Source organism: Specibacter sp. AOP5-B1-6, assembly GCF_052376555.1.
Lineage (GTDB): Bacteria > Actinomycetota > Actinomycetes > Actinomycetales > Micrococcaceae > Specibacter.
Genome location: NZ_JBQSVT010000006.1, coordinates 14,983 through 33,202, shown reverse-complemented (window position 1 = coordinate 33,202; position 18,220 = coordinate 14,983). Strand labels below are relative to the sequence as shown.

17 protein-coding genes are annotated in these 18,220 nt (G+C 64.5%); 10 read left to right on the top strand and 7 right to left on the bottom strand.

The genetic code is table 11. The features are described 5' to 3' along the window. Nucleotides 1-73: 73 nt before the first annotated feature. Nucleotides 74-1,090: a GTP pyrophosphokinase gene (locus ACT3TS_RS04325; RefSeq protein ID WP_444530261.1), complete on the top strand. Its 1,017-nt coding sequence runs from the start codon at nucleotides 74-76 to the stop codon at nucleotides 1,088-1,090. 29 nt (nucleotides 1,091-1,119) lie between these two features. On the opposite strand, the gene ACT3TS_RS04320 is transcribed toward ACT3TS_RS04325, so the two are convergent. Further along, nucleotides 1,120-1,632 carry a VOC family protein gene (locus ACT3TS_RS04320; protein ID WP_444530260.1) on the bottom strand — a complete coding sequence of 171 codons (513 nt, stop codon included), beginning with the start codon at nucleotides 1,630-1,632 and terminating at the stop codon, nucleotides 1,120-1,122. 72 nt (nucleotides 1,633-1,704) lie between these two features. On the opposite strand from ACT3TS_RS04320, the gene ACT3TS_RS04315 reads away from it, so the two are divergent. The 5 genes from ACT3TS_RS04315 (at nucleotide 1,705) to ACT3TS_RS04295 (ending at nucleotide 6,746) form a co-directional block, all read left to right on the top strand. Continuing rightward, nucleotides 1,705-2,499: a helix-turn-helix domain-containing protein gene (locus ACT3TS_RS04315; RefSeq protein ID WP_444530259.1), complete on the top strand. Its 795-nt coding sequence runs from the start codon at nucleotides 1,705-1,707 to the stop codon at nucleotides 2,497-2,499. Nucleotides 2,500-2,572: 73 nt separating this feature from the next. After that, on the top strand, nucleotides 2,573-3,754 hold the full coding sequence (locus ACT3TS_RS04310; protein ID WP_444530258.1) for an ABC transporter substrate-binding protein: 1,182 nt from the start codon (nucleotides 2,573-2,575) through the stop codon (nucleotides 3,752-3,754). A 124-nt stretch (nucleotides 3,755-3,878) separates the two neighbouring features. Continuing rightward, the gene (locus ACT3TS_RS04305) at nucleotides 3,879-5,063 is read left to right on the top strand and encodes an ABC transporter substrate-binding protein (protein WP_444530257.1); all 1,185 of its coding nucleotides are present in this window, start codon (nucleotides 3,879-3,881) and stop codon (nucleotides 5,061-5,063) included. Further along, nucleotides 5,060-5,857, top strand: coding sequence for an ABC transporter ATP-binding protein (locus ACT3TS_RS04300; protein ID WP_444530256.1), 798 nt, complete (start codon nucleotides 5,060-5,062; stop codon nucleotides 5,855-5,857). The genes ACT3TS_RS04305 and ACT3TS_RS04300 overlap by 4 nt, the downstream gene beginning before the upstream one ends. Beyond that, nucleotides 5,850-6,746, top strand: a complete 897-nt coding sequence (locus ACT3TS_RS04295; protein WP_444530255.1) for an ABC transporter permease — start codon at nucleotides 5,850-5,852, stop codon at nucleotides 6,744-6,746. The genes ACT3TS_RS04300 and ACT3TS_RS04295 overlap by 8 nt, the downstream gene beginning before the upstream one ends. 179 nt (nucleotides 6,747-6,925) lie before the next feature. Here ACT3TS_RS04295 and ACT3TS_RS04290 read toward each other — a convergent pair whose 3' ends face one another. Both ACT3TS_RS04290 and ACT3TS_RS04285 read right to left on the bottom strand, forming a co-directional pair. Continuing rightward, nucleotides 6,926-7,189, bottom strand: coding sequence for a hypothetical protein (locus tag ACT3TS_RS04290; RefSeq protein ID WP_444530254.1), 264 nt, complete (start codon nucleotides 7,187-7,189; stop codon nucleotides 6,926-6,928). Nucleotides 7,190-7,197: 8 nt separating this feature from the next. Then, nucleotides 7,198-7,413 (bottom strand): hypothetical protein, encoded by a 216-nt coding sequence (locus tag ACT3TS_RS04285; protein WP_444530253.1) that lies wholly within the window; start codon nucleotides 7,411-7,413, stop codon nucleotides 7,198-7,200. Nucleotides 7,414-7,941: 528 nt separating this feature from the next. Here ACT3TS_RS04285 and cobA point away from each other — a divergent pair. Then, nucleotides 7,942-9,234: a uroporphyrinogen-III C-methyltransferase gene (gene cobA, locus ACT3TS_RS04280; protein WP_444530252.1), complete on the top strand. Its 1,293-nt coding sequence runs from the start codon at nucleotides 7,942-7,944 to the stop codon at nucleotides 9,232-9,234. 46 nt (nucleotides 9,235-9,280) lie between these two features. Next, complete coding sequence (locus tag ACT3TS_RS04275; protein ID WP_444530251.1) at nucleotides 9,281-10,738, top strand: FAD-dependent oxidoreductase; 1,458 nt, start codon at nucleotides 9,281-9,283, stop codon at nucleotides 10,736-10,738. Between the two features lie 39 nt (nucleotides 10,739-10,777). On the opposite strand, the gene ACT3TS_RS04270 is transcribed toward ACT3TS_RS04275, so the two are convergent. The 4 genes from ACT3TS_RS04270 to ACT3TS_RS04255 all read right to left on the bottom strand — a co-directional run bounded on the left by ACT3TS_RS04270 (nucleotide 10,778) and on the right by ACT3TS_RS04255 (nucleotide 15,158). Next, a complete protein-coding gene (locus tag ACT3TS_RS04270) occupies nucleotides 10,778-11,584 on the bottom strand; it encodes an isocitrate lyase/PEP mutase family protein (protein WP_444530250.1) in 807 nt (268 codons plus the stop codon). A 71-nt stretch (nucleotides 11,585-11,655) separates the two neighbouring features. Next, nucleotides 11,656-12,333 (bottom strand): FadR/GntR family transcriptional regulator, encoded by a 678-nt coding sequence (locus ACT3TS_RS04265; RefSeq protein WP_444530249.1) that lies wholly within the window; start codon nucleotides 12,331-12,333, stop codon nucleotides 11,656-11,658. Next, nucleotides 12,330-13,646: an MFS transporter gene (locus tag ACT3TS_RS04260; protein WP_444530248.1), complete on the bottom strand. Its 1,317-nt coding sequence runs from the start codon at nucleotides 13,644-13,646 to the stop codon at nucleotides 12,330-12,332. The genes ACT3TS_RS04265 and ACT3TS_RS04260 overlap by 4 nt, the downstream gene beginning before the upstream one ends. A gap of 63 nt (nucleotides 13,647-13,709) precedes the next feature. Next, on the bottom strand, nucleotides 13,710-15,158 hold the full coding sequence (locus ACT3TS_RS04255) for a PucR family transcriptional regulator (protein WP_444530247.1): 1,449 nt from the start codon (nucleotides 15,156-15,158) through the stop codon (nucleotides 13,710-13,712). Between the two features lie 91 nt (nucleotides 15,159-15,249). Between ACT3TS_RS04255 and ACT3TS_RS04250 the strand changes: the two genes are divergently transcribed. Together ACT3TS_RS04250 and gabT are read left to right on the top strand one after the other, a co-directional pair. Next, the gene (locus tag ACT3TS_RS04250) at nucleotides 15,250-16,731 is read left to right on the top strand and encodes a gamma-aminobutyraldehyde dehydrogenase (RefSeq protein WP_444530246.1); all 1,482 of its coding nucleotides are present in this window, start codon (nucleotides 15,250-15,252) and stop codon (nucleotides 16,729-16,731) included. A 45-nt stretch (nucleotides 16,732-16,776) separates the two neighbouring features. Further along, nucleotides 16,777-18,138 carry a 4-aminobutyrate--2-oxoglutarate transaminase gene (gene gabT, locus ACT3TS_RS04245; RefSeq protein ID WP_444530245.1) on the top strand — a complete coding sequence of 454 codons (1,362 nt, stop codon included), beginning with the start codon at nucleotides 16,777-16,779 and terminating at the stop codon, nucleotides 18,136-18,138. Nucleotides 18,139-18,220 lie beyond the last annotated feature (82 nt).

The following is an 18,220-nucleotide window of genomic DNA, read 5'->3' as shown; positions in this document are numbered from 1 at the left end:
GGAGAATTTGAAGAAGGGTCGGGTGTACAGTCCGGCCGGGAATGGCGAGGGGGACACCATCGAAAGTTGGGCCGTGAAAGACGCGGAGATGGCAGTGGAAGACAAACGATTCCAGGAACAGGCGCTCGGAGACGCGGCGCAGGCCATTCGCAACACAATTGTGGGCCGCCTTCACGACGACGGGCTCAACCACCACGATGTGCAATTCAGGGTCAAGGCCCCTGCTTCCGCGGCGGAGAAGCTCACTCGTCGCGACCATGACGGCCTGCTGAAGTATCCCGGCGGGCTCGAACGGCTTGATGACTTGATCGGTGTCCGGGTGATTTTGTTCGTGGAGTCGGACATCGACGCGGTGGCCATCGCCCTGAGCAACCAGTTCACCTGCCTCGACGATGAAGACAAGACGGCCATGATGCGCAAAAATGGCGGCATTGGCTACGCCGGACGGCACCTGACGCTGGAAGTGCCTGCGCACAACCCGCCCACCAACTGCAGGGACTATGCGGGCTACCGCTTCGAAGTTCAGATCCGCACCGTCCTCCAGCATGCCTGGGCTGAATTTGAGCATGACATCCGCTTCAAGGGATCCAGCGGCGACAACGCAGAGATCAGCCGCGCCTTCACCATGGCCTCCACCCTCATCGAGCTTGCCGACCAGCAGTTCGTGAACATTGCCGACACCCTCAAACGGCTGCAGTCCGAGGGTGCCATCGTCCCGGTCCCGGAGACCCAAATGCTCGATGCGGGATCCCTGCAGACTGTGCTGAACCGGGCCTTCCCGCAGTATCGCAGCAGCAAGGAAAACCAGTACGACTGGATGGTTGACGTGCTCGCGGCGAACGGCATCGGCACCGTCAGTGCAGCCGAGGAATGGTTTAAGTCGATCGATGCGCGGAAGGTGGCCAAACTGATGGCTTACCGCTTCAACCCGGGCCAGGTCCGCATCGCCGACGATCTCCTGTTGCAGTCCTTTGGGGAGTCGTATGTGGATGCCACGAAGTCGGTGGGCAGCGACAGGAACCGCGAGTCAAAGCTGCTTTCACGCCTGCGCAGGCTCCGCGATGAGCTGGACGGCCAGCGGGACGACTGAACCGGGGAGGGCACGCCGCCGGGAGGCCGTCAGCCCTGGGTTGCAGCCCATTCCGCAACGCGTGCGCCGCTTTCCTGCTCGGAGAGGTCCACGACACGGGTCATGATGGACCAGCGGACGCCAAAGGGGTCCCGGATGCTCGCAAAGCGATCTCCGGAAACGAAGTCCGCCACGGCTTCGCGCACCGTTGCTCCCGCCTTGACGGCGCGGGCCAACACCGCGTCAACGTCGGAACAGTACAACGCCAGCGAATAGCAGTCGTCGTCTCCCCCGGGCGCCGGCACCAGGTGGTAGGCCGGGTTGGGCTCGCCCAGCTGCAAGCGGCCCTGGCCGAAGTCCAGCTCCGCATGGACCACGACGCCGTCGAACTCGGTGACGCCCACGGTGCGGGCACCAAAAACGTCCTCGTAGAACGCGATGGCCCGCGCCGCTCCGGCAATGGCGAGGAACGGGGTCAGGCTCGTGAAGCCGTGGGGCACACCCCGGGTCGTGAACTCTCCGTTGGCGGCGGTGGCAGTGGTTGATTCTGGTGAATTGTTCATGCAAAAAACGATACGCAGACCCCGCTCCGGATGCTTGTAGATTCACGACAACAACATCCCTAGACTTGCCCCGTGGACACTTCTTTCAAGGGGATTCTGTATCCGGCGCGGCTGCCAACGTTCCACCGCATGCCCGCGCCCGAGGAAGTTTCACATCTGGTGTCGTGGTTTTGGATCCCCGAGTGGGACATTGCACCGGGCCGGACCTCGCGCCAGCAGCTGCTTGCCTTCGCGGCGTGCAACCTGGTGGTCCAGGCCCATGGAGTGGAGCTGTCCGGCCCCGCAACCCGGGTCTCCCACCAGGACCTCACAGGACGGGGCTGGGCTGTGGGCGCACTCCTGCGTCCCGCGGCCGTGCCCTCATTCACCCACGATCCAGCCGAACTGCGCGACACGCAGCTGCCCCTGGGGCTGCCCGGGCTGCTGGACCCCGTCGTCCAGGCCATGGGCGGACGGGATCCGGACCAGCGGCGCAAGAATGCGGTTGCGGTGTTTTCGCAATGGCTGTTGGACCGGATTCCTGAGGTCGGGCCCGAAGCCTTGGTCGCCAACGCCATGGCGGAGCTGATCGCCGCCAGCGCGGACGTGGTCCAGGTGGACGATGCCGCCCAACAGCTGGCGGTGTCCACAAGGACCCTGCAGCGGCTGGCGAAGAAATACGTTGGTCTGAGCCCGTCTGCGCTCATACGACGGCGGCGCCTCCAGGAAGCCGCCGAGCGTTCCCGCACGCATCCCGGCCTGGGCCTGGCCGAGGTGGCTGCTGAATTTGGTTACGCCGACCAGGCCCATCTGGCAAACGATTTTCAACGCTTTCTTGGCTTCACGCCGAGCAGCTACCGGCGGGCAGTGGGTGAAAGGGAATTGTGAACCAGCGTGACCTGCCATGACCCGGCGTTTCAGAACTGTTGAACAGGGCCCTGCCGATTTCTAGCCTTGGAAAATGACACAATCTCCAGAGCACGGCACCCCGGAAGAAACAGCACCGGGCAACCCCGCACCCCTGAAAACCAACCGCATCGTTGCCGGCCAAAAGACCCGCAGGAAGCTTCGCGGCGTGGAAATCGTGGCCCTCGCCGCCCTGGTGGCGCTCATTGGGGCCGGCGCTGCCGTCGCCGCAGTGACCGCCGGCAACAACACCAAAAGCACCGAACAACAAGCCGCACCCGGTCCCGCAAGCGAACTTCGGCTGGGCTACTTCGCCAACGTCACGCACGCCCCGGCGTTGATTGGGGTCAACGACGGCATCCTCGAGAAGAGCCTTGGCGCCACCGCCCTGAAAACCCAGGTGTTCAACGCGGGCCCGTCCGCCATCGAGGCCTTGAACGCCGGGGCCATCGACGCCGCCTATCTCGGCCCGAACCCCGCCATCAACTCCTATGTGAAGAGTTCCGGTGAATCCATCCGGATCATCGCCGGGGCCACCAGCGGCGGCGCGCAACTCGTGGTGAAACCCAACATCGCCTCGGCTGCGCAGCTGAAGGACAAGGTGCTGGCCACTCCGCAATTGGGCGGCACCCAGGACGTGGCATTGAGGTCGTGGCTCGCCGGGGAGGGGTTCACCGCGACACCCAGTGGCGGCGGTGACGTCACCATCAACCCCACAGACAATGCAAGCACCCTGAAGCTTTTCCAAGAGGGCAAGATCGACGGCGCATGGTTGCCTGAGCCGTGGGCTTCGCGCCTGGTGCTCGAAGCCGGGGCCAAGGTGCTTGTCAATGAGGCAGATCTTTGGGACAAGGGCGAGTTTGTCACCACCATCCTGGTCGTCAGCAAGCAGTTCCTGGCGCAGCATCCACAAACCGTTGATGCGCTGGTGGCCGGCAACGCCGAGTCCATAGGCTGGCTCAACTCCCATCCGGCGGATGCAGCCACATCCGTCAATGCCGCGTTGAAGGCGCAAGCTGGCAAGGAACTGGCAGCGGACGTCATCGACCGGTCCCTGAAGGAACTGAGGTTCTCCGCGGATCCGCTCGCGTCCACATTCCCGAAACTGTTGCAGGCCGGCGTCACAGCCGGGGTTGGCCAACAAGCCAATCTGTCGGGCATCTTTGACCTGCGACCCTTGAACCGGATCCTGGAAAAGAATGGCCAGGCAGCGGTTTCCGCAGGCGGACTGGACTAAAAACGCCGACAGTCTGGCGCGCCACGGCTGCCGCAGACGCGAGTTTGTGACGCTGCGTGAACCACCGTGACCTTGGGAGTCCCGTTCATTGAACGGGCCCAACCGCAGTCCCTACCGTTTAAGAATGACTACACGTGGAAGCCAATCCGGCACGAAGCAGCCCGAGGCGCCGCAGGGCCTTCCCGCTCTGCGGCTGAGGCGCATCGTGGCCGGTGAGAAGCCACAACGCAAGTGGCGCGGCCTGGAAATCATTGTTGTTTCGGCACTTGTCGCCCTCATCGGGGCAGGGGCAGCCGTCGCCAGTGTGAATGCCAAGGACAGCGAACCGGGTGCGCCCGCCACCGCGGCGCCGGCCGCCGTCCTGAAGCTTGGCTATTTTGGCAATGTCACCCACGGTCCGGCGCTGGTGGGTGTGGAAAAGGGCATCTTCGCCAAGGACCTCGGCGCCACCACGCTGGAAACGCAGGTGTTTACCACCGGCCCGGCCACCGTGGAGGCCCTCAACGCCGGTGCCATTGATGCCGCATACCTTGGCCCCAACCCGGCACTGAATTCCTTTGTGCAAAGTGGCGGCGAATCCATCCGCATCATCGCAGGAGCTGCTTCCGGCGGAGCCCAGTTCGTGGTCCGCCCGGGCATCGGCGGCGCCGAAGACCTCCGGGGAAAGACCATCGCCACCCCGCAATTGGGCGGCACGCAGGATGTGGCGCTGCGCAAGTGGCTGGGGGACCGCGGACTGTCCACCGACACCTCCGGCGGCGGGGACGTCACCATCACCCCCACCACGAACGCCCAAACGCTGCGGTTGTTCCAGGACGGGAAGATCGACGGCGCCTGGGTCGCCGAGCCCTGGACCTCGCGGCTCGTGCTCCAAGCCGGGGCGAAAGTCCTTGTCAACGAGGCAGAGCTGTGGGACAGGGGAGAATTCAGCACCACCGTGCTGGCCGTGAACAAGACCTTCCTGGCGGAGCATCCGCAAACAGTGGAGGCGTTGCTGACAGGGCACGTGGAATCGGTGCAGTGGCTTGACGGGCACCCGGATGAGGCCGGGACCGTCATCAACGCCGCGCTCAAGACGGCCATTGGACAGCCGCTGGAGGACGACGTGATTGCCAGGTCCCTGTCCGAACTGAAATTCACCTCAGACCCGCTGTCCGCCACCTTTCCGACTTTGCTCGATCACGGGGTCGCCGCCGGTGTTTCCAAGCCGGCAGACCTCAACGGGCTCTTTGAACTGACATTGCTTAACAAGGTGCTAAAGGCTGCCGGCGGCCAACCCGTCACGGCAGCAGGAATGGGTGCGGAATGACCGGACTGCTAACTGCTGATGCCACCACTGGGACCACGGGCGCAACGGGGGCGGACAGCGAAAACCAGGCCCCCGCCGTCGTCCTGGAAAACCTGGGCAAGCGCTTTGGCGCCGGCGCGCCAGTGCTCGACGGCGTGAATGCCACTGTGCGCCAGGGCGAGTTCGTGGCCCTGCTGGGGGCGTCTGGCTGTGGGAAATCGACGCTGCTGAACATCATTTCAGGGCTGGACGTGCCCTCGGCAGGGGCCCTGGAGGTGCCGGCCGACGGTGCTGCGTTCATGTTCCAGGATTCGTCGCTCTTCCCGTGGCTCAGTGCCCGCGGCAACGTCGAACTGGCATTGAAGCTGCGCGGTGTGGGGCGGACCGACCGCAAGGCGCGGGCGGCGGAGCTGCTCGACCTGGTGAACCTTGGCCATTCGGTGGACAAGCGGCCGCACGAGCTTTCCGGCGGCATGCGCCAACGGGTCGCGCTGGCCAGGGCGCTGGCGCAGGACAGGCCGCTGCTGCTCATGGACGAGCCGTTCGCCGCGCTCGACGCCATCACCCGCGACCTGCTGCACAACGAACTTGAACGGGTCTGGAAAGAAACCGGGCGGACCATCATTTTTGTCACCCACAACGTGCGCGAGGCTGTGCGGCTGGGGCAGCGTGTGCTTCTGCTGTCCTCCCGCCCGGGCACGGTGGTGGCCGAGTGGCAGGTCTCGGACGACCACAGAACCAATGCCGCGGCGGCCGGAAAACTTACCGGCGACATCACCGCCCGACTGCGCGAGGAGATCCGCCGACATGCCTGAAACTGTAACTTCACCCATGCTCAAGAGCGGCACCGCAGAGGAGATGCGCTCGCTGGAAGCGGGGCTGGACTCGCTGCAGTCCGAGGCTGTTGAACGCCGCGGAATCGACTGGTCGCGGATCCTGTTGCCGCTGGCCGCCTTCGTGGTGCTGCTGCTGGCATGGCAGTTCTATGTTTCGCTGGGCCTGCGCCGCCGCGACCTGGTGCCAGGGCCGTTGGACGTGCTCGGTTCGCTGGGTGCGCTGTGGTCCGAGGGGACGGCCCAGGAAGCGGTCGGGACGTCGCTGCAGCGCGGCATCATCGGGTTCACGATCAGCATTGTGGTCGCCACCCCGATCGGGCTGCTGCTGTCGCAGGTCCGGGTGTTGCGCCGCGCATTTGGCCCGTTAATCTCGGGGCTGCAGGTGCTGCCGTCCGTGGCATGGGTGCCGGCAGCGATCATCTGGTTCGGCCTGACCGACGCCACCGTGTACTTTGTCATGTTCATGGGTGCCATCCCGTCCATCATCAACGGGCTCATCGCGGGCGTGGACCAAATCCCTCCGCAGTACCGCCGCGTGGGGCAGATCCTGGGCGCCTCGCGCTGGGAGATGGCCGTGAATGTGGTGCTCCCGGCAGCACTTCCCGGCTATGTTGGTGGGCTGAAGCAGGGCTGGGCGTTCTCGTGGCGTTCCCTCATGGCCGCCGAAATCATCGCCATGGGCGGATCGCTCGGGTTCGGCCTGGGCTCGCTGCTGGAACAGGGCCGGCAACTCTCGGACATGGGCATCGTGATGTCGGCGATCCTGGTCATCTTGTTCGTGGGCATCGCCGTTGAACTGCTGGTCTTTGCACCCGTCGAGAAGCGGCTCCTGCGCGGCCGCGGGCTGCTTGCCGGCAGCACCCGGTAGCGCTTCTATCAGGACGACTCGACTGTGCGCCAGTTCTCAATGAATCTCCAGGTGGCGTGTGCCTGGTGCGAGGCCGACGCGGCGACGTCCGAGGCGGAGGTGAAAACATGCCTTGAGAACGGGCGGGCAGTCAATGGAGGGCACAGCTTACTGTCGTTTGCTTGGGCAGCTGCGGCTAGTTACGTGTCTCTGCACCCGGTGGCTACGTCAGCATCGGCTCGCCACTGAGCAGTGAACCATGGATAGCTGATGGGAAGAACGTAGTCGATGCCGGTGAACGGGCCTCCGGTTTGGTACGCGGGGGCCTCCAGCAATCCAACAAAACTAGATAAGCCGTCCTTGATTCCTTCCTTGTGCATCTCCTCGTGTGCTTCAGCGGCGCGGGGATCATCGCCGTTCACCCCGGCTATCGACTTGATGACGTTGTGGCTGAGGTGAGACACCCTAGTAGTTACATTTGCTGTGAATTACGCTGTTTCGTCCGGTAGGAGATGGCCGCCGATAGGGCTGTGATTAGGGCGGTGGCAATCAGAAATGGGGTGATGCCCTCAGGGAAGAAGGACGGATTTCCGATGTTCAGCAGCGCCGGAATGACAGAGACCAAAATACCGATGATAAGTAGCCCGAGAGCGCTGAGGGAGACTTTTTTGTCCTTGGTGGGGTTCATGATTCATTCTCCTGGCCTGCGTCTGGTATCCGCACCACGGAACACCGGTGATATGAAGGGTAAGTCCTGTGGGTTGGCCATCATGCTGGTTGCAAGCAATGATTGCCGCGGCCCCGAACCCGATGACAGCAGCTGCAATAGTGCCGGCGATGGCACGGAACGATCTTGTCTTTAATGAAACGTGGAGCTCCGTCATTTTTCTCCATCACCGTGAACTTATTGATGGATTTTGTTCCAGGAATAGACCCTTCCTGGATCTGTCAATCGAAAGGGAACACCGATGATGCCCTGCGTCCCCTTACTAGCGACTCTATGCCTGATAGCCACAATTTGTTTCGACATTCGAGGTTTCCTAGCCAAACGGTCAGTACAGATCGCTCCACGGGACTTGAGCCGCGGACCGGCCACTTCGGCGGCGGGATCGGTGTAGGTGCAGAGCCACCTTAATGTGTCCTCCCATGACGTCGCATGAACGGGTGTAACGCGCGTCTTGTCCGCCGATATCGGCCTTCCCTAAGGTTTTGTTTCATGGCAATTGTGGATCTGTACCCAACCTCGCTCCGGCTGCTCGGCCGTCCCGTCCTCGTCGTGGGCGGCGGCACCGTTGCATCCCGCCGCGCCAAGGCACTGCTCGACGCCGGAGCCCACGTCACGCTGGTGGCCCCGGTCCTCAGCGCCCCGGCCCGGGCAATGGCCGACGCAGGCCTGCTCACCTGGCACGCCCGCGGCTACAAAAGCGCTGACATGGCCGATGCCTGGTACGCCGTGGCAGCCACCAACAACGCCGATATTGACGCCCGGGTGGCCGTGGACGCCGAGACCAACAGAACCTGGTGCGTCAACCACTCCGATGCGCAGGATTCAGCGGCATGGACGCCAGCCGTCGCCACGGTCCAGGACATCAAGGTGGCAGTCAACGCCGGGGGAGACCCGCTGCGGGCAGTTGCCATCCGCAACGCCATCGCAGCCGCGCTGGAAACTGGCGAACTGCCGCTGCAGAGGTTCCGCGGCACCGCAGGAGGACCGGCCAGCCGGCATCTGGACACACGCGATCATCGAAGTGGCTCCGTCGCCCTCGTCGGCGGCGGGCCGGGTGCGGAAGACCTCATCACGGTGCGCGGCCGCCGGCTCCTGGCCGAGGCCGACGTCGTCGTGGCTGACAGGCTTGGTCCGCGCGGGCTGCTGGAAACACTGGGCGAGAACGTGCGGGTCATCGAGGTCGGCAAGACGCCGGGCCACCACCCCGTGCCGCAGACCGAGATCAATGCGATCCTGGTCCGTGAAGCCCTTGCCGGCAACAGGGTTGTGCGGCTCAAGGGCGGCGACCCGTATGTGCTGGGCCGCGGCGGCGAGGAGGCCGTCGCCTGCCGCGAGAACGGTGTGGACGTGGAAGTTGTCCCCGGTGTGACGAGTGCCGTCAGCGTTCCCGCGGCGGCCGGCATCCCGGTCACCCACCGCGGCCTGGCCAAGGCGTTCACCATGATCAGCGGGCACGAAGAACTTGAAAACGTCCCGCACGGCAGCGACCACACGGTGGTCCTGCTCATGGGGGTGGGCACGCTGAACCGCTCCATGCCCATCCTTGAGGCCGCCGGCCGCGGCCCGGACTGCCCCGTGGCCATCATCGAAAACGGCTACGCCAAAAACCAGCGCGTCACGATCGGCACGCTGGGCACCATCGCAGCCCTCGCCCAGGCGGGCAGGGTGCGCAACCCGGCCGTCGTCGTCGTCGGCGATGTGGTGCGTGTCAGCCCGCTGGCACCGGCCGAACTCGCCACGGCCAACTACGGCACGCGGGAAACTATCAGAACCTTCTCTTAGACTTGTCCATAAGCCCCTTTTGAAACACAGAGAAACGAGCACAGCCGTGTCATCACACACCTCAGCGACGTCAGCAGCGCCCGGAACCGCGGAGCGCCCGCTGCGCATCGCCGTCATTGGCTCCGGCCCGGCCGGCGTCTACGCGGCGGACATGCTGACCAAAAGCGCCGACGTGCGTGACGGACTGGTCGTCAGCATCGACCTCTTTGACCGCTACCCCGCCCCCTACGGCCTGATCCGCTACGGTGTTGCGCCGGACCATCCCCGCATCAAGGGCATTGTGAACGCGCTCTACAAGGTGCTGGACCGCGGCGACATCCGCTTCTTCGGCAACGTCGACTACGGCACCGACCTGGCGCTCGAGGACCTGCAGAAGCATTACGACGCCGTCATCTTCGCCACCGGTGCCATCAAGGACGCCGATTTGAACATCCCCGGGATCGAGCTGGACGGCTCCTACGGCGGCGCCGACTTCGTCTCCTGGTACGACGGCCACCCCGACGTCTCCCGCGAATGGCCGCTGACCGCCAAGGAGATTGCCGTGATCGGCAACGGCAATGTGGCGCTTGACGTGGCCCGTGTCCTGTCCAAGCACGCCGACGACCTGCTCGTCACCGAAATCCCCGACAACGTGTACGCCGGACTGAAGGCGTCGCCCGTCACCGATGTGCACATCTTCGGCCGCCGCGGCCCCGCCCAGGTGAAGTTCACGCCCATGGAGCTGCGCGAACTTTCGCACTCGAAGGACGTTGACATCGTCCTGTACGAGGAGGACTTTGACTTCGACGAGGCCTCCGATGCCGCCGTCAAGTCCAACAACCAGGTCAAGACCATGGTCAACACGCTCACCAACTGGCTCGTTGAACAGGAGGACGACGCCGCCGACCCCACCACGGGCGCCTCGCGCCGCCTCCACCTGCACTTCCTGCACAATCCGGTCGAGATCACGGGCGCGGACGGCAGCGTCACCGGCATCAAGTTCGAGCGCACCGAGCTGGACGGCACCGGCAATGCGCGCGGAACCGGTGAGTTCATCGACTACCCGGTCCAGGCCGTGTACCGCTCCGTTGGCTACTTCGGTTCGGCCCTGCCCGACGTTGAATTTGACCACCGGCGCGGCGTTGTCACGAACGACGCCGGCCGCGTGCTGGGAGCCGACGGCACCCACGTGCCGGGCGTTTATGCGACGGGTTGGATCAAGCGCGGACCGGTGGGCTTGATCGGCAGCACCAAGGGCGACGCTCTCGAGACCATCACGCATCTGCTCGCCGATCGCGAAGAACTGCCGCTGGCCGCCGTGGCGGCCCCGGAATCGATTGTGGAGCTGCTTGACTCCCGCGGAGTGGAATTCACCACCTGGGAGGGCTGGCTGGAACTTGACTCGCACGAAAAGGCGTTGGGTGCTGCCGCTTCCGAGGGCGGCCCCGTGCAGCGCGAGCGGGTGAAAGTTGTTTCCCGCGAAGACATGGTCAACGTCTCCCGCGGCGCGTCAGTGGTGGGCTGATCACGCCCTGAGCCGCGGTATTTTCATGCGCCAAGGTGATTACCCGCCGAGAAGCCCATCGACATTGGGAAGGTGCTCGAACCGGGTGAATGTGCCGTTTTCGGCGATCTCCGTGGCGGCCCCAAGGAATCCAGCCCAGGCGGTGCGCGCGAGCGTGCCGCCCACGCTGATCCGCCGCACTCCGAGGCGCGCTGCTTCCGCGACGGCCATGAAGGGTGCATTGACCAGGAGGTTCACCGGCTTGGGCGCCACAGCGGCGACGATGGCGCTGACATGCTCGACGGAGGTGATGCGGGGTGCGTAGAGGCAGTCGGCGCCGGCGTCGGCATAGGCACGGAGGCGCCACATCGTTTCGTTGATGTCGGGGCGGCCGCACACAAAACCTTCAGAGCGGCCGGTGAGCAGGACGCCGGTTCCACTCTCGTCGATCGCCTGACGGGCGGCGCGGATGCGCGCCACGGCGAGTTCGAAGTCGAAGAGCGGTTCCTCCTGATCTCCCGAGGCGTCTTCGATGGACAGTCCCGCGATCCCCGTGGCCACGGCCCGCGTGACATTCGCCGCGACCAGGTCAGGCTCAACCGCGTAGCCACCCTCGAAGTCTGCATTGACCGGAACATCGACGGCATCAACCACGGCGCCAAGGTGAGCGAGCACCTCGTCGATCGTGGCCTTGCTGTCGGGGCGGCCCATCGTCCAGGCGAATCCGGCACTGGTGGTTGCCAACGCGGGAAATCCCAGCTGTGCCAGGGCCCGCGCACTCCCGGGATCCCACGGATTCGGCATCACGAAGCACCCTGTGGAGTGCAAGCGGCGGAACGCGGAGACCCGATCATCGGAAACAGTCATGCTGCACCCCTTCGGCAGAAAGTGCTCAAAAGACTACGCGCAGTGCAGGGCCCCGGACAAGGCTCGAGCAGCTACGCCCGAAATTCGTTCAGGCAGGAGTTCAAGTTTGCGGTGACGGTTGCCATCGACGCGTCCGGATCGCGGGCCTCAATGGCCGCAAGGAGGTCCTCGTGGCCTTCCCGCGCGCAGCCCGTGCCCTGTCCGGCACCATGATGTTCGAGGTTGCTGCGGAAAACGTCGCCGAACGATTCATACAAATCGGCCAGCAACGGATTCGCTGACGCGCGGGCCACGGCCACGTGGAATCCCCAGTCATGGGCAACCCAGCCGGCCACGTCCTTCTCTTCCCAGGCACGACGCCGATCCGCCAGCAGGGCGTGCATCTCACCTTTTTGTGCGTGGGTGGCATTGCGCGCGGCCAGCCGTGCAGCCCGTGTGTCAAGTGCCAGCCTGACCTCCACCACATGCTGGTTGCCGTGTTGGCCAATGAGTTTTTGCGTTGCTCCGGCGATCTCGCTTGTTGCCCGGACATAGGTGCCGTCGCCCCGTAGCACTTCCAGCATGCCCACATGGGCCAGCGACTTGACGGACTCCCGCAAGGTGCCGCGCGAAACGCCAAGTTCCTTCATGAGTTCCTGCTCGGACGGGATGCGTTCGTTGACCGCCCACAATCCCGAGCTGATCGCGTTTCGCAGCTTCCCGGTGACCTCCTGCGCCAGGGGTTCGCGGTGTGAAGGTGTCAGGCTCATGCTGGTCCTCCTTCCGTCAGCGGCACAAGAGTCGTTGCGCCCGTGTTCCGGCCGCCCCTGTCCCGGGAAGCGCCGTCCCGTTTGGTGGAGGTGAGCAGCCAGGCCAACACGACCTGCGCGCTGGCCACAGCCACCAACAAGATCAACGGCAGGGTCCAGCCGCCGCTGAGGCTGTGCGCCAGGCCCAAGCCAAACGGGCCCATCGTCCCAATAAGGTAACCCACCGACTGGGCGGCGGTTGACATGGCGGTGGCCTCCGACGTCGTGCTTCCGCTTTTGCTGATCACCACCAGGACCAGGGCGAACACGCCAAAGCCGAAACCGAGGAGCAGTGCGGGCGCGACGGCGGCCTGCGCGGGCAGTGCCAGAAGCGCGACGGCGCCCAGCAGGTAGGAGCCGGTGGCCAGCATGAACGCGAGGCGCAAACCGCCGGGGCGGCTGGCGAGGGCGAGCAGGCCGATGTTCGTGACAACCGTGACCACCTGGGCCAGGCCCAGCATCAGGCCGGCGTCGGCGGGGTCGAGGCCGCCGTCGATCAGTATCAGTGGCAGCCAGCTGATGATGGAGTACGCGGCAATGGCCTGGATTGTGAAGAACGCGGTGATGAGCAGGCCCTGGCGGGTCTTGAGCAGTTTCCACGGTGACGTGGCCGGGCTCGGTGCGGCGTTGGGGCGGCGGTGCGCGGCGACGGCGATCGGGATGAAGGCCAGCAGCGTCACGACCGACAGGATGCCCCACGCGGCCAGGCCCAGCGACGGCGAGTCCAGCTGCATGGCCAGGGGCACGCTGACGGCCGCCGAGATGGTGGCGCCGAGCGACATGGGGATGGTGTAGACGCCCGTCATGGCGGCGGTCCTGTGCGCGTAATGTTCGCGGATGAACGACGGCATGGCCACGTTGCAGACCGCGAGCCCGGACATGCTCACCACGGTGCCCAGGAGCAGCATTCCCACGCTGGGAACCGCCCGCAGCGCCAGCCCCGCGGTCAGCGTGGCAAGGGCGATGGCGATGGCTTTCTCCACGCCCACGCGGCGGACCAGCCATGAGGTTGCCGCCCCGGCAATGGCGAAACACAACGTGGGGATGGACGGCAGCAGCGCGGCGGTGAGCGGGCCGTAGCCGAGGACCAGCTGCAGGTCGTGGTACAGGGCCGAAGCGCTGGAGATGCCTGCACGGAGGTTGAGGCCGATGAGCATGATGGCGAGTATCCCGAACGCGGCCACGAGCCATTTTCGGGGTTTGGGCGCGGGTTTCGGACGTGCGGCTGCGGTTGGCTGGGCAGGGGGCTGGGGGTGCTGAAGAGTTTGGGGCATCACCTCAATAGTAAAACGTTAGACGTTTGATGTCTAAGCGGTGTGCTGCGGTGGCGCCGGGGGTCAGGCGGGCGGCGACAACCTGCGCACCGCCAGGGCCAGCCACAATTGCACGCGGTCGGGCGTCAGCGCAGGGTCATAACCGGTGAGCTCCGCAATCTGGGTGAGCCGGTAGCGGACGGTGTTCCTGTGCAGGGCCAGGGCTTCGGCAACCGCGGCCACGGAACCATTGAGCCGCAAATAAGTTTCCAGGGTGTCGACAAGCTCGGCGCCGTGTGCCGCGTCGAAGGCAGTGAGCGGACCCAGCGCTTCGGAAGCCATGTCGGCCATGGGCACGTCCTCACTGGCCAGCAGCAGGGAGGTGAGGCTCAACCGCTCCGGAACGTTGACTTCCATGCCGCGCGAAGCAGCCTCCCGGGCTTCAAAATAGCTCCAGCGCAAGCCGTTGGCCTGCGAATATGCGCCGCCAATTCCCACCGGTGCAATGATGCCGACGTTGTGCATCTGGTGGCTCAGGGCCCTGCCCAGAACTGCCGGGTCACCTGCCTGGGTGGGGACCACAAGCAGCAGTTCATGCCGGCCGTCGGAACTGACAGTGGCGGCAACTGCGGTTTCCAGCCCGGCCGGCAGCGAAATTGTTGCCAGGGTGGGGAACTTGCCTTCGTCCGCGCTCACGATCAAGACGAAATTCTTGGCTGCCGGGGCAATGCCCAAGTTCTCCAGCCGGGCCGCTGAATCGGCCGGTTCCAGCGTGCCCCGGACGATGTCGGCAATGACCTGCCCCGCAATTTGGCGTGCACTTTGCCGTCGTTGCACCAGATTGTTCAGCTCGATGCTGATGAGTCCGCGGGCATAGTCGACAATCCCGTCGTCCTGGAAGGGATTGCGCAGCCAGAGGGTGCTGGCGTCGCGCTTTCCCGTCGACAGCGCCACCGCATGCCACGCCCCCTCGGACGGCTCGGCGCCCACGGATGTTGCGGCAACTTCCCCGCCGTATTGGGTGACGGCCACGTCCGCGGCCACCATTGACGACAGCTTCTTCAGCAACGCCGGCAGGCCGCCGCCTGTCAGCAGCGCCCGGGCCAGCACTTGGTGTTCGCGCAGCAGCCGTTCCAGCTTGGTGTAATGATCCGAGGAGCGGGCATCGGCAACCAGCTTTCCGATGGCAATGAACGGCGTGCTGTAGGGCACCTCAACCACCGGCACCGCCCAGCGGTTTGCCTCGGCAATGAGCGCCGGCGGCACTGCTGCATGTTCAAAACCAATGCCGAACCCAATTCCGACGGCGCCCGCCCGCTTGATCTGCCTGACAAAGGAACGCTGGGCGTCGGCGGTGCTCTGCCGTGCCCCGGTGGTCAGGACCAGCTCGCCGCCGCTGAGGAACGACTGTGGATTCTCCAGTTCGGTCACGGCAACCCAGTCGATGGCTGCCGCCAGGGGTGTTCTGCTGGAACCCAGATTCTGCAGGTGCAGGGCCTGTGTGCTTAAAAGGTCTGCCAAGGAAAGTGCCATGCATCAACTATACAAACGCACTACGTGGATGAAGAGCCGTGGTGCACTTGACTATTCGCGTGGGGGCCGTTCCGGGCTTAGGCTGTCGCATATGCGGTGCACCGTCCGCTTCACCCACATCGAGCTAAAGAGGTTGAACACTGTGGTCCGAACCTTGCAGAACTTCATCAATGGAGAATTCGTCCCCGTCACCGGGCCCGACTCCCTGGACATCGTCAATCCCAGCAATGGCGAAATAGTTGCCAAGGCCCCGATCTCCAGCCAGGCCGATGTGGATGCCGCCATGGACGCGGCGGCAACTGCCTTCAAGACGTGGAAGCATGCCACCCCGGGGCAGCGCCAAAGCGTGCTGCTGAAGCTGGCGGATGCCGTTGAAGCCCGCAGCGACGAACTGGTGGAGGCGCAGCACCGCAATACCGGCCAGGTCAGGCAGATGATCGCTGACGAGGAAGTGGCTGCAGGTGCGGACCAGCTGCGTTTCTTTGCCGGCGCCGCCCGCCTGCTGGAAGGCCGCTCCGCCGGTGAATACATGGAGAATTTCACCTCCTATGTGCGCCGTGAACCCGTGGGTGTCATCGCCCAGGTGACTCCATGGAACTACCCCTTCCTGATGCTCATCTGGAAGATTGGTCCGGCACTGGCCGCGGGCAACACCGTCGTGGTGAAACCAAGCGACACCACCCCGGAAAGCACCCTGGTCCTTGCCGACATTGCCAAGGACATTGTCCCTGCGGGTGTCCTGAACTTCGTTTTGGGCAACGGCGCCACGGGCGCATCCATGGTGGAGCACAAGACTCCTGCCATGGTGTCCATCACCGGATCCGTCCGCGCAGGCATTGCTGTCGCCACGGGTGCCGCCAAGGGCCTGAAACGTGCCCACCTGGAACTGGGCGGCAAGGCCCCCGCCATTGTCTTTGCCGACGCCAACCTGGGGAAGACCGCCCAGGAAATTGCCGAGTACTCCTTCTTCAACGCCGGACAGGACTGCACGGCCATCACCCGCGTGCTGGTTGAGGAATCCGCCCATGACGAGTTCGTCAGCGCGCTGGCCACCGCGGCAAAGGGCCTGGAAACGGGCAACGAGGACGAATCCAAGAACTACTTTGGCCCGCTCAACAACGTCAACCACTTCAACTCGGTGGTCAAGGTTGTCGAAAACATCCCCGACTACGCAACAGTTGTGACCGGCGGCAAGCGCGTTGGTGAGAAGGGATTCTTCTTCGAACCCACAGTGGTTGACGGCGTGAAGCAGACTGACGACATAGTCCAGCAGGAAACATTTGGCCCCGTCATCACCGTGCAGTCGTTCAAGACCGAGGAAGAGGCAGTCGGGCTGGCCAACGACGTCGAATACGCCCTGGCATCCAGTGTCTGGACGTCAAACCACGGCGTGGCGATGCGGGTCTCGCGCGATCTGGACTTTGGCGCCGTGTGGATCAACACCCACATCATGCTCACGGCCGAGATGCCCCACGGAGGTTTCAAGCAGTCGGGCTACGGCAAGGACCTGTCCATCTACGGGGTCGAGGACTACACCCGGATCAAGCACGTCATGAGCAACCTGGACGCCTAGCATCAAAAAATCAGCTTGAATTTCGCCACTTTGAAAGGAATGTCCATGTCAGATATTCAGTACCGCCTTGCCCAAAAGCGCCAGATTCTGGGGACATTCCCCGGACCGAAGTCCGCAGCCCTCGACGTCCGGCGCAAGGCCGTGGTCGCCGGCGGCGTCGCCTCCAGCGTGCCGGTTTATGTTGCCGACGCCGACGGCGGCATCCTCACCGACGTTGACGGCAACTCCTTCATCGACCTGGGCTCCGGCATCGCCGTCACCTCTGTCGGTGCCTCGGATGCCAACGTTGTTGACGCCGTCCGAGAGCAGGTCGGCCATTTCACGCACACTTGTTTCATGGTCACCCCGTACGAAAGCTACGTTGCGGTTGCCGAGGAACTGAACGCGCTGACTCCCGGCGCGCATGAGAAGCGCACTGTCCTGTTCAATTCCGGGGCCGAAGCCGTCGAGAACGCCGTGAAGGTGGCCCGACTGGCCACTGGCCGCGACGCCATCGTTGCCTTCGACCACGCCTACCACGGCCGCACCAACCTGACCATGGCACTGACAGCCAAGGCCATGCCGTACAAGACCAACTTTGGCCCGTTCGCACCCGAGATCTACCGGGTGCCGATGAGTTACCCGTACCGCGAAGAAGCCGACATCAAGGGCGAGGAAGCGGCCCGCCGGGCCATTTCCATGATCGAGAAGCAGATCGGTTCGGACTCTGTCGCGGCCATCTTGATCGAGCCGATCCAGGGTGAGGGCGGCTTCATCGTCCCGGCCGACGGATTTCTGCCCACCCTGGCCGCCTGGGCCAAGGACAACGGCGTCGTTTTCATCGCCGACGAGGTCCAGTCCGGATTCTGCCGCACCGGCGAGTGGTTCGCGAGCCAGCACGAAGGCGTTGTCCCCGACATCATCACCATGGCCAAGGGCATCGGCGGCGGATTGCCGTTGAGCGCCATTACGGGCCGCGCGGACCTGATGGATGCAGTGCACCCGGGCGGCCTCGGCGGCACCTACGGTGGCAACCCCGTCGCCTGTGCGGCAGCGCTGGCAGCGATCAAGACCATGAAGGACCACGACTTGAACGGCCGCGCCGCCAACATCGAGCGCATCGTCACCGACCGCTTCAACTCACTTGTGGAGGAAATGGGCGACGCCGGCATCATCGGTGAAATTCGCGGCCGCGGCGCCATGATGGCCATCGAACTGGTCAAGCCCGGCACCGCCCACACCACCAAGGAAGTCAACGCGGAGGCTGCCAAGGCGATCGCCGGCGCCTGCCTGCAGGCCGGGGTCATCATCCTGACCTGCGGCACCTATGGCAACGTCATCCGCCTGCTCCCGCCGCTGGTCATCGGCGACGAGCTGCTCAACGACGGCCTGGACGTCCTAGTGGACGCCATCCGCGCAGCAGTCTAGCGTTTTGGGCCCACGCCCGCGGGGTTCCCTGGCCGAGGTATGAGGTTAGGTGGCGGGTGGGGAACGACGGCGGCACCCAGGT

Coding starts and splice junctions, on each gene's coding strand:
- ACT3TS_RS04255 (WP_444530247.1), bottom strand. CDS start 15,158: ATGGCACTTTCCTTGGCAGACCTTTTAAGCACACAGGCCCTGCACCTG.
- ACT3TS_RS04305 (WP_444530257.1), top strand. CDS start 3,879: ATGACTACACGTGGAAGCCAATCCGGCACGAAGCAGCCCGAGGCGCCG.
- cobA (WP_444530252.1), top strand. CDS start 7,942: ATGGCAATTGTGGATCTGTACCCAACCTCGCTCCGGCTGCTCGGCCGT.
- ACT3TS_RS04270 (WP_444530250.1), bottom strand. CDS start 11,584: ATGACTGTTTCCGATGATCGGGTCTCCGCGTTCCGCCGCTTGCACTCC.
- ACT3TS_RS04310 (WP_444530258.1), top strand. CDS start 2,573: ATGACACAATCTCCAGAGCACGGCACCCCGGAAGAAACAGCACCGGGC.
- ACT3TS_RS04265 (WP_444530249.1), bottom strand. CDS start 12,333: ATGAGCCTGACACCTTCACACCGCGAACCCCTGGCGCAGGAGGTCACC.
- ACT3TS_RS04260 (WP_444530248.1), bottom strand. CDS start 13,646: ATGCCCCAAACTCTTCAGCACCCCCAGCCCCCTGCCCAGCCAACCGCA.
- ACT3TS_RS04250 (WP_444530246.1), top strand. CDS start 15,250: ATGCGGTGCACCGTCCGCTTCACCCACATCGAGCTAAAGAGGTTGAAC.
- ACT3TS_RS04320 (WP_444530260.1), bottom strand. CDS start 1,632: ATGAACAATTCACCAGAATCAACCACTGCCACCGCCGCCAACGGAGAG.
- gabT (WP_444530245.1), top strand. CDS start 16,777: ATGTCAGATATTCAGTACCGCCTTGCCCAAAAGCGCCAGATTCTGGGG.
- ACT3TS_RS04285 (WP_444530253.1), bottom strand. CDS start 7,413: ATGAACCCCACCAAGGACAAAAAAGTCTCCCTCAGCGCTCTCGGGCTA.
- ACT3TS_RS04295 (WP_444530255.1), top strand. CDS start 5,850: ATGCCTGAAACTGTAACTTCACCCATGCTCAAGAGCGGCACCGCAGAG.
- ACT3TS_RS04300 (WP_444530256.1), top strand. CDS start 5,060: ATGACCGGACTGCTAACTGCTGATGCCACCACTGGGACCACGGGCGCA.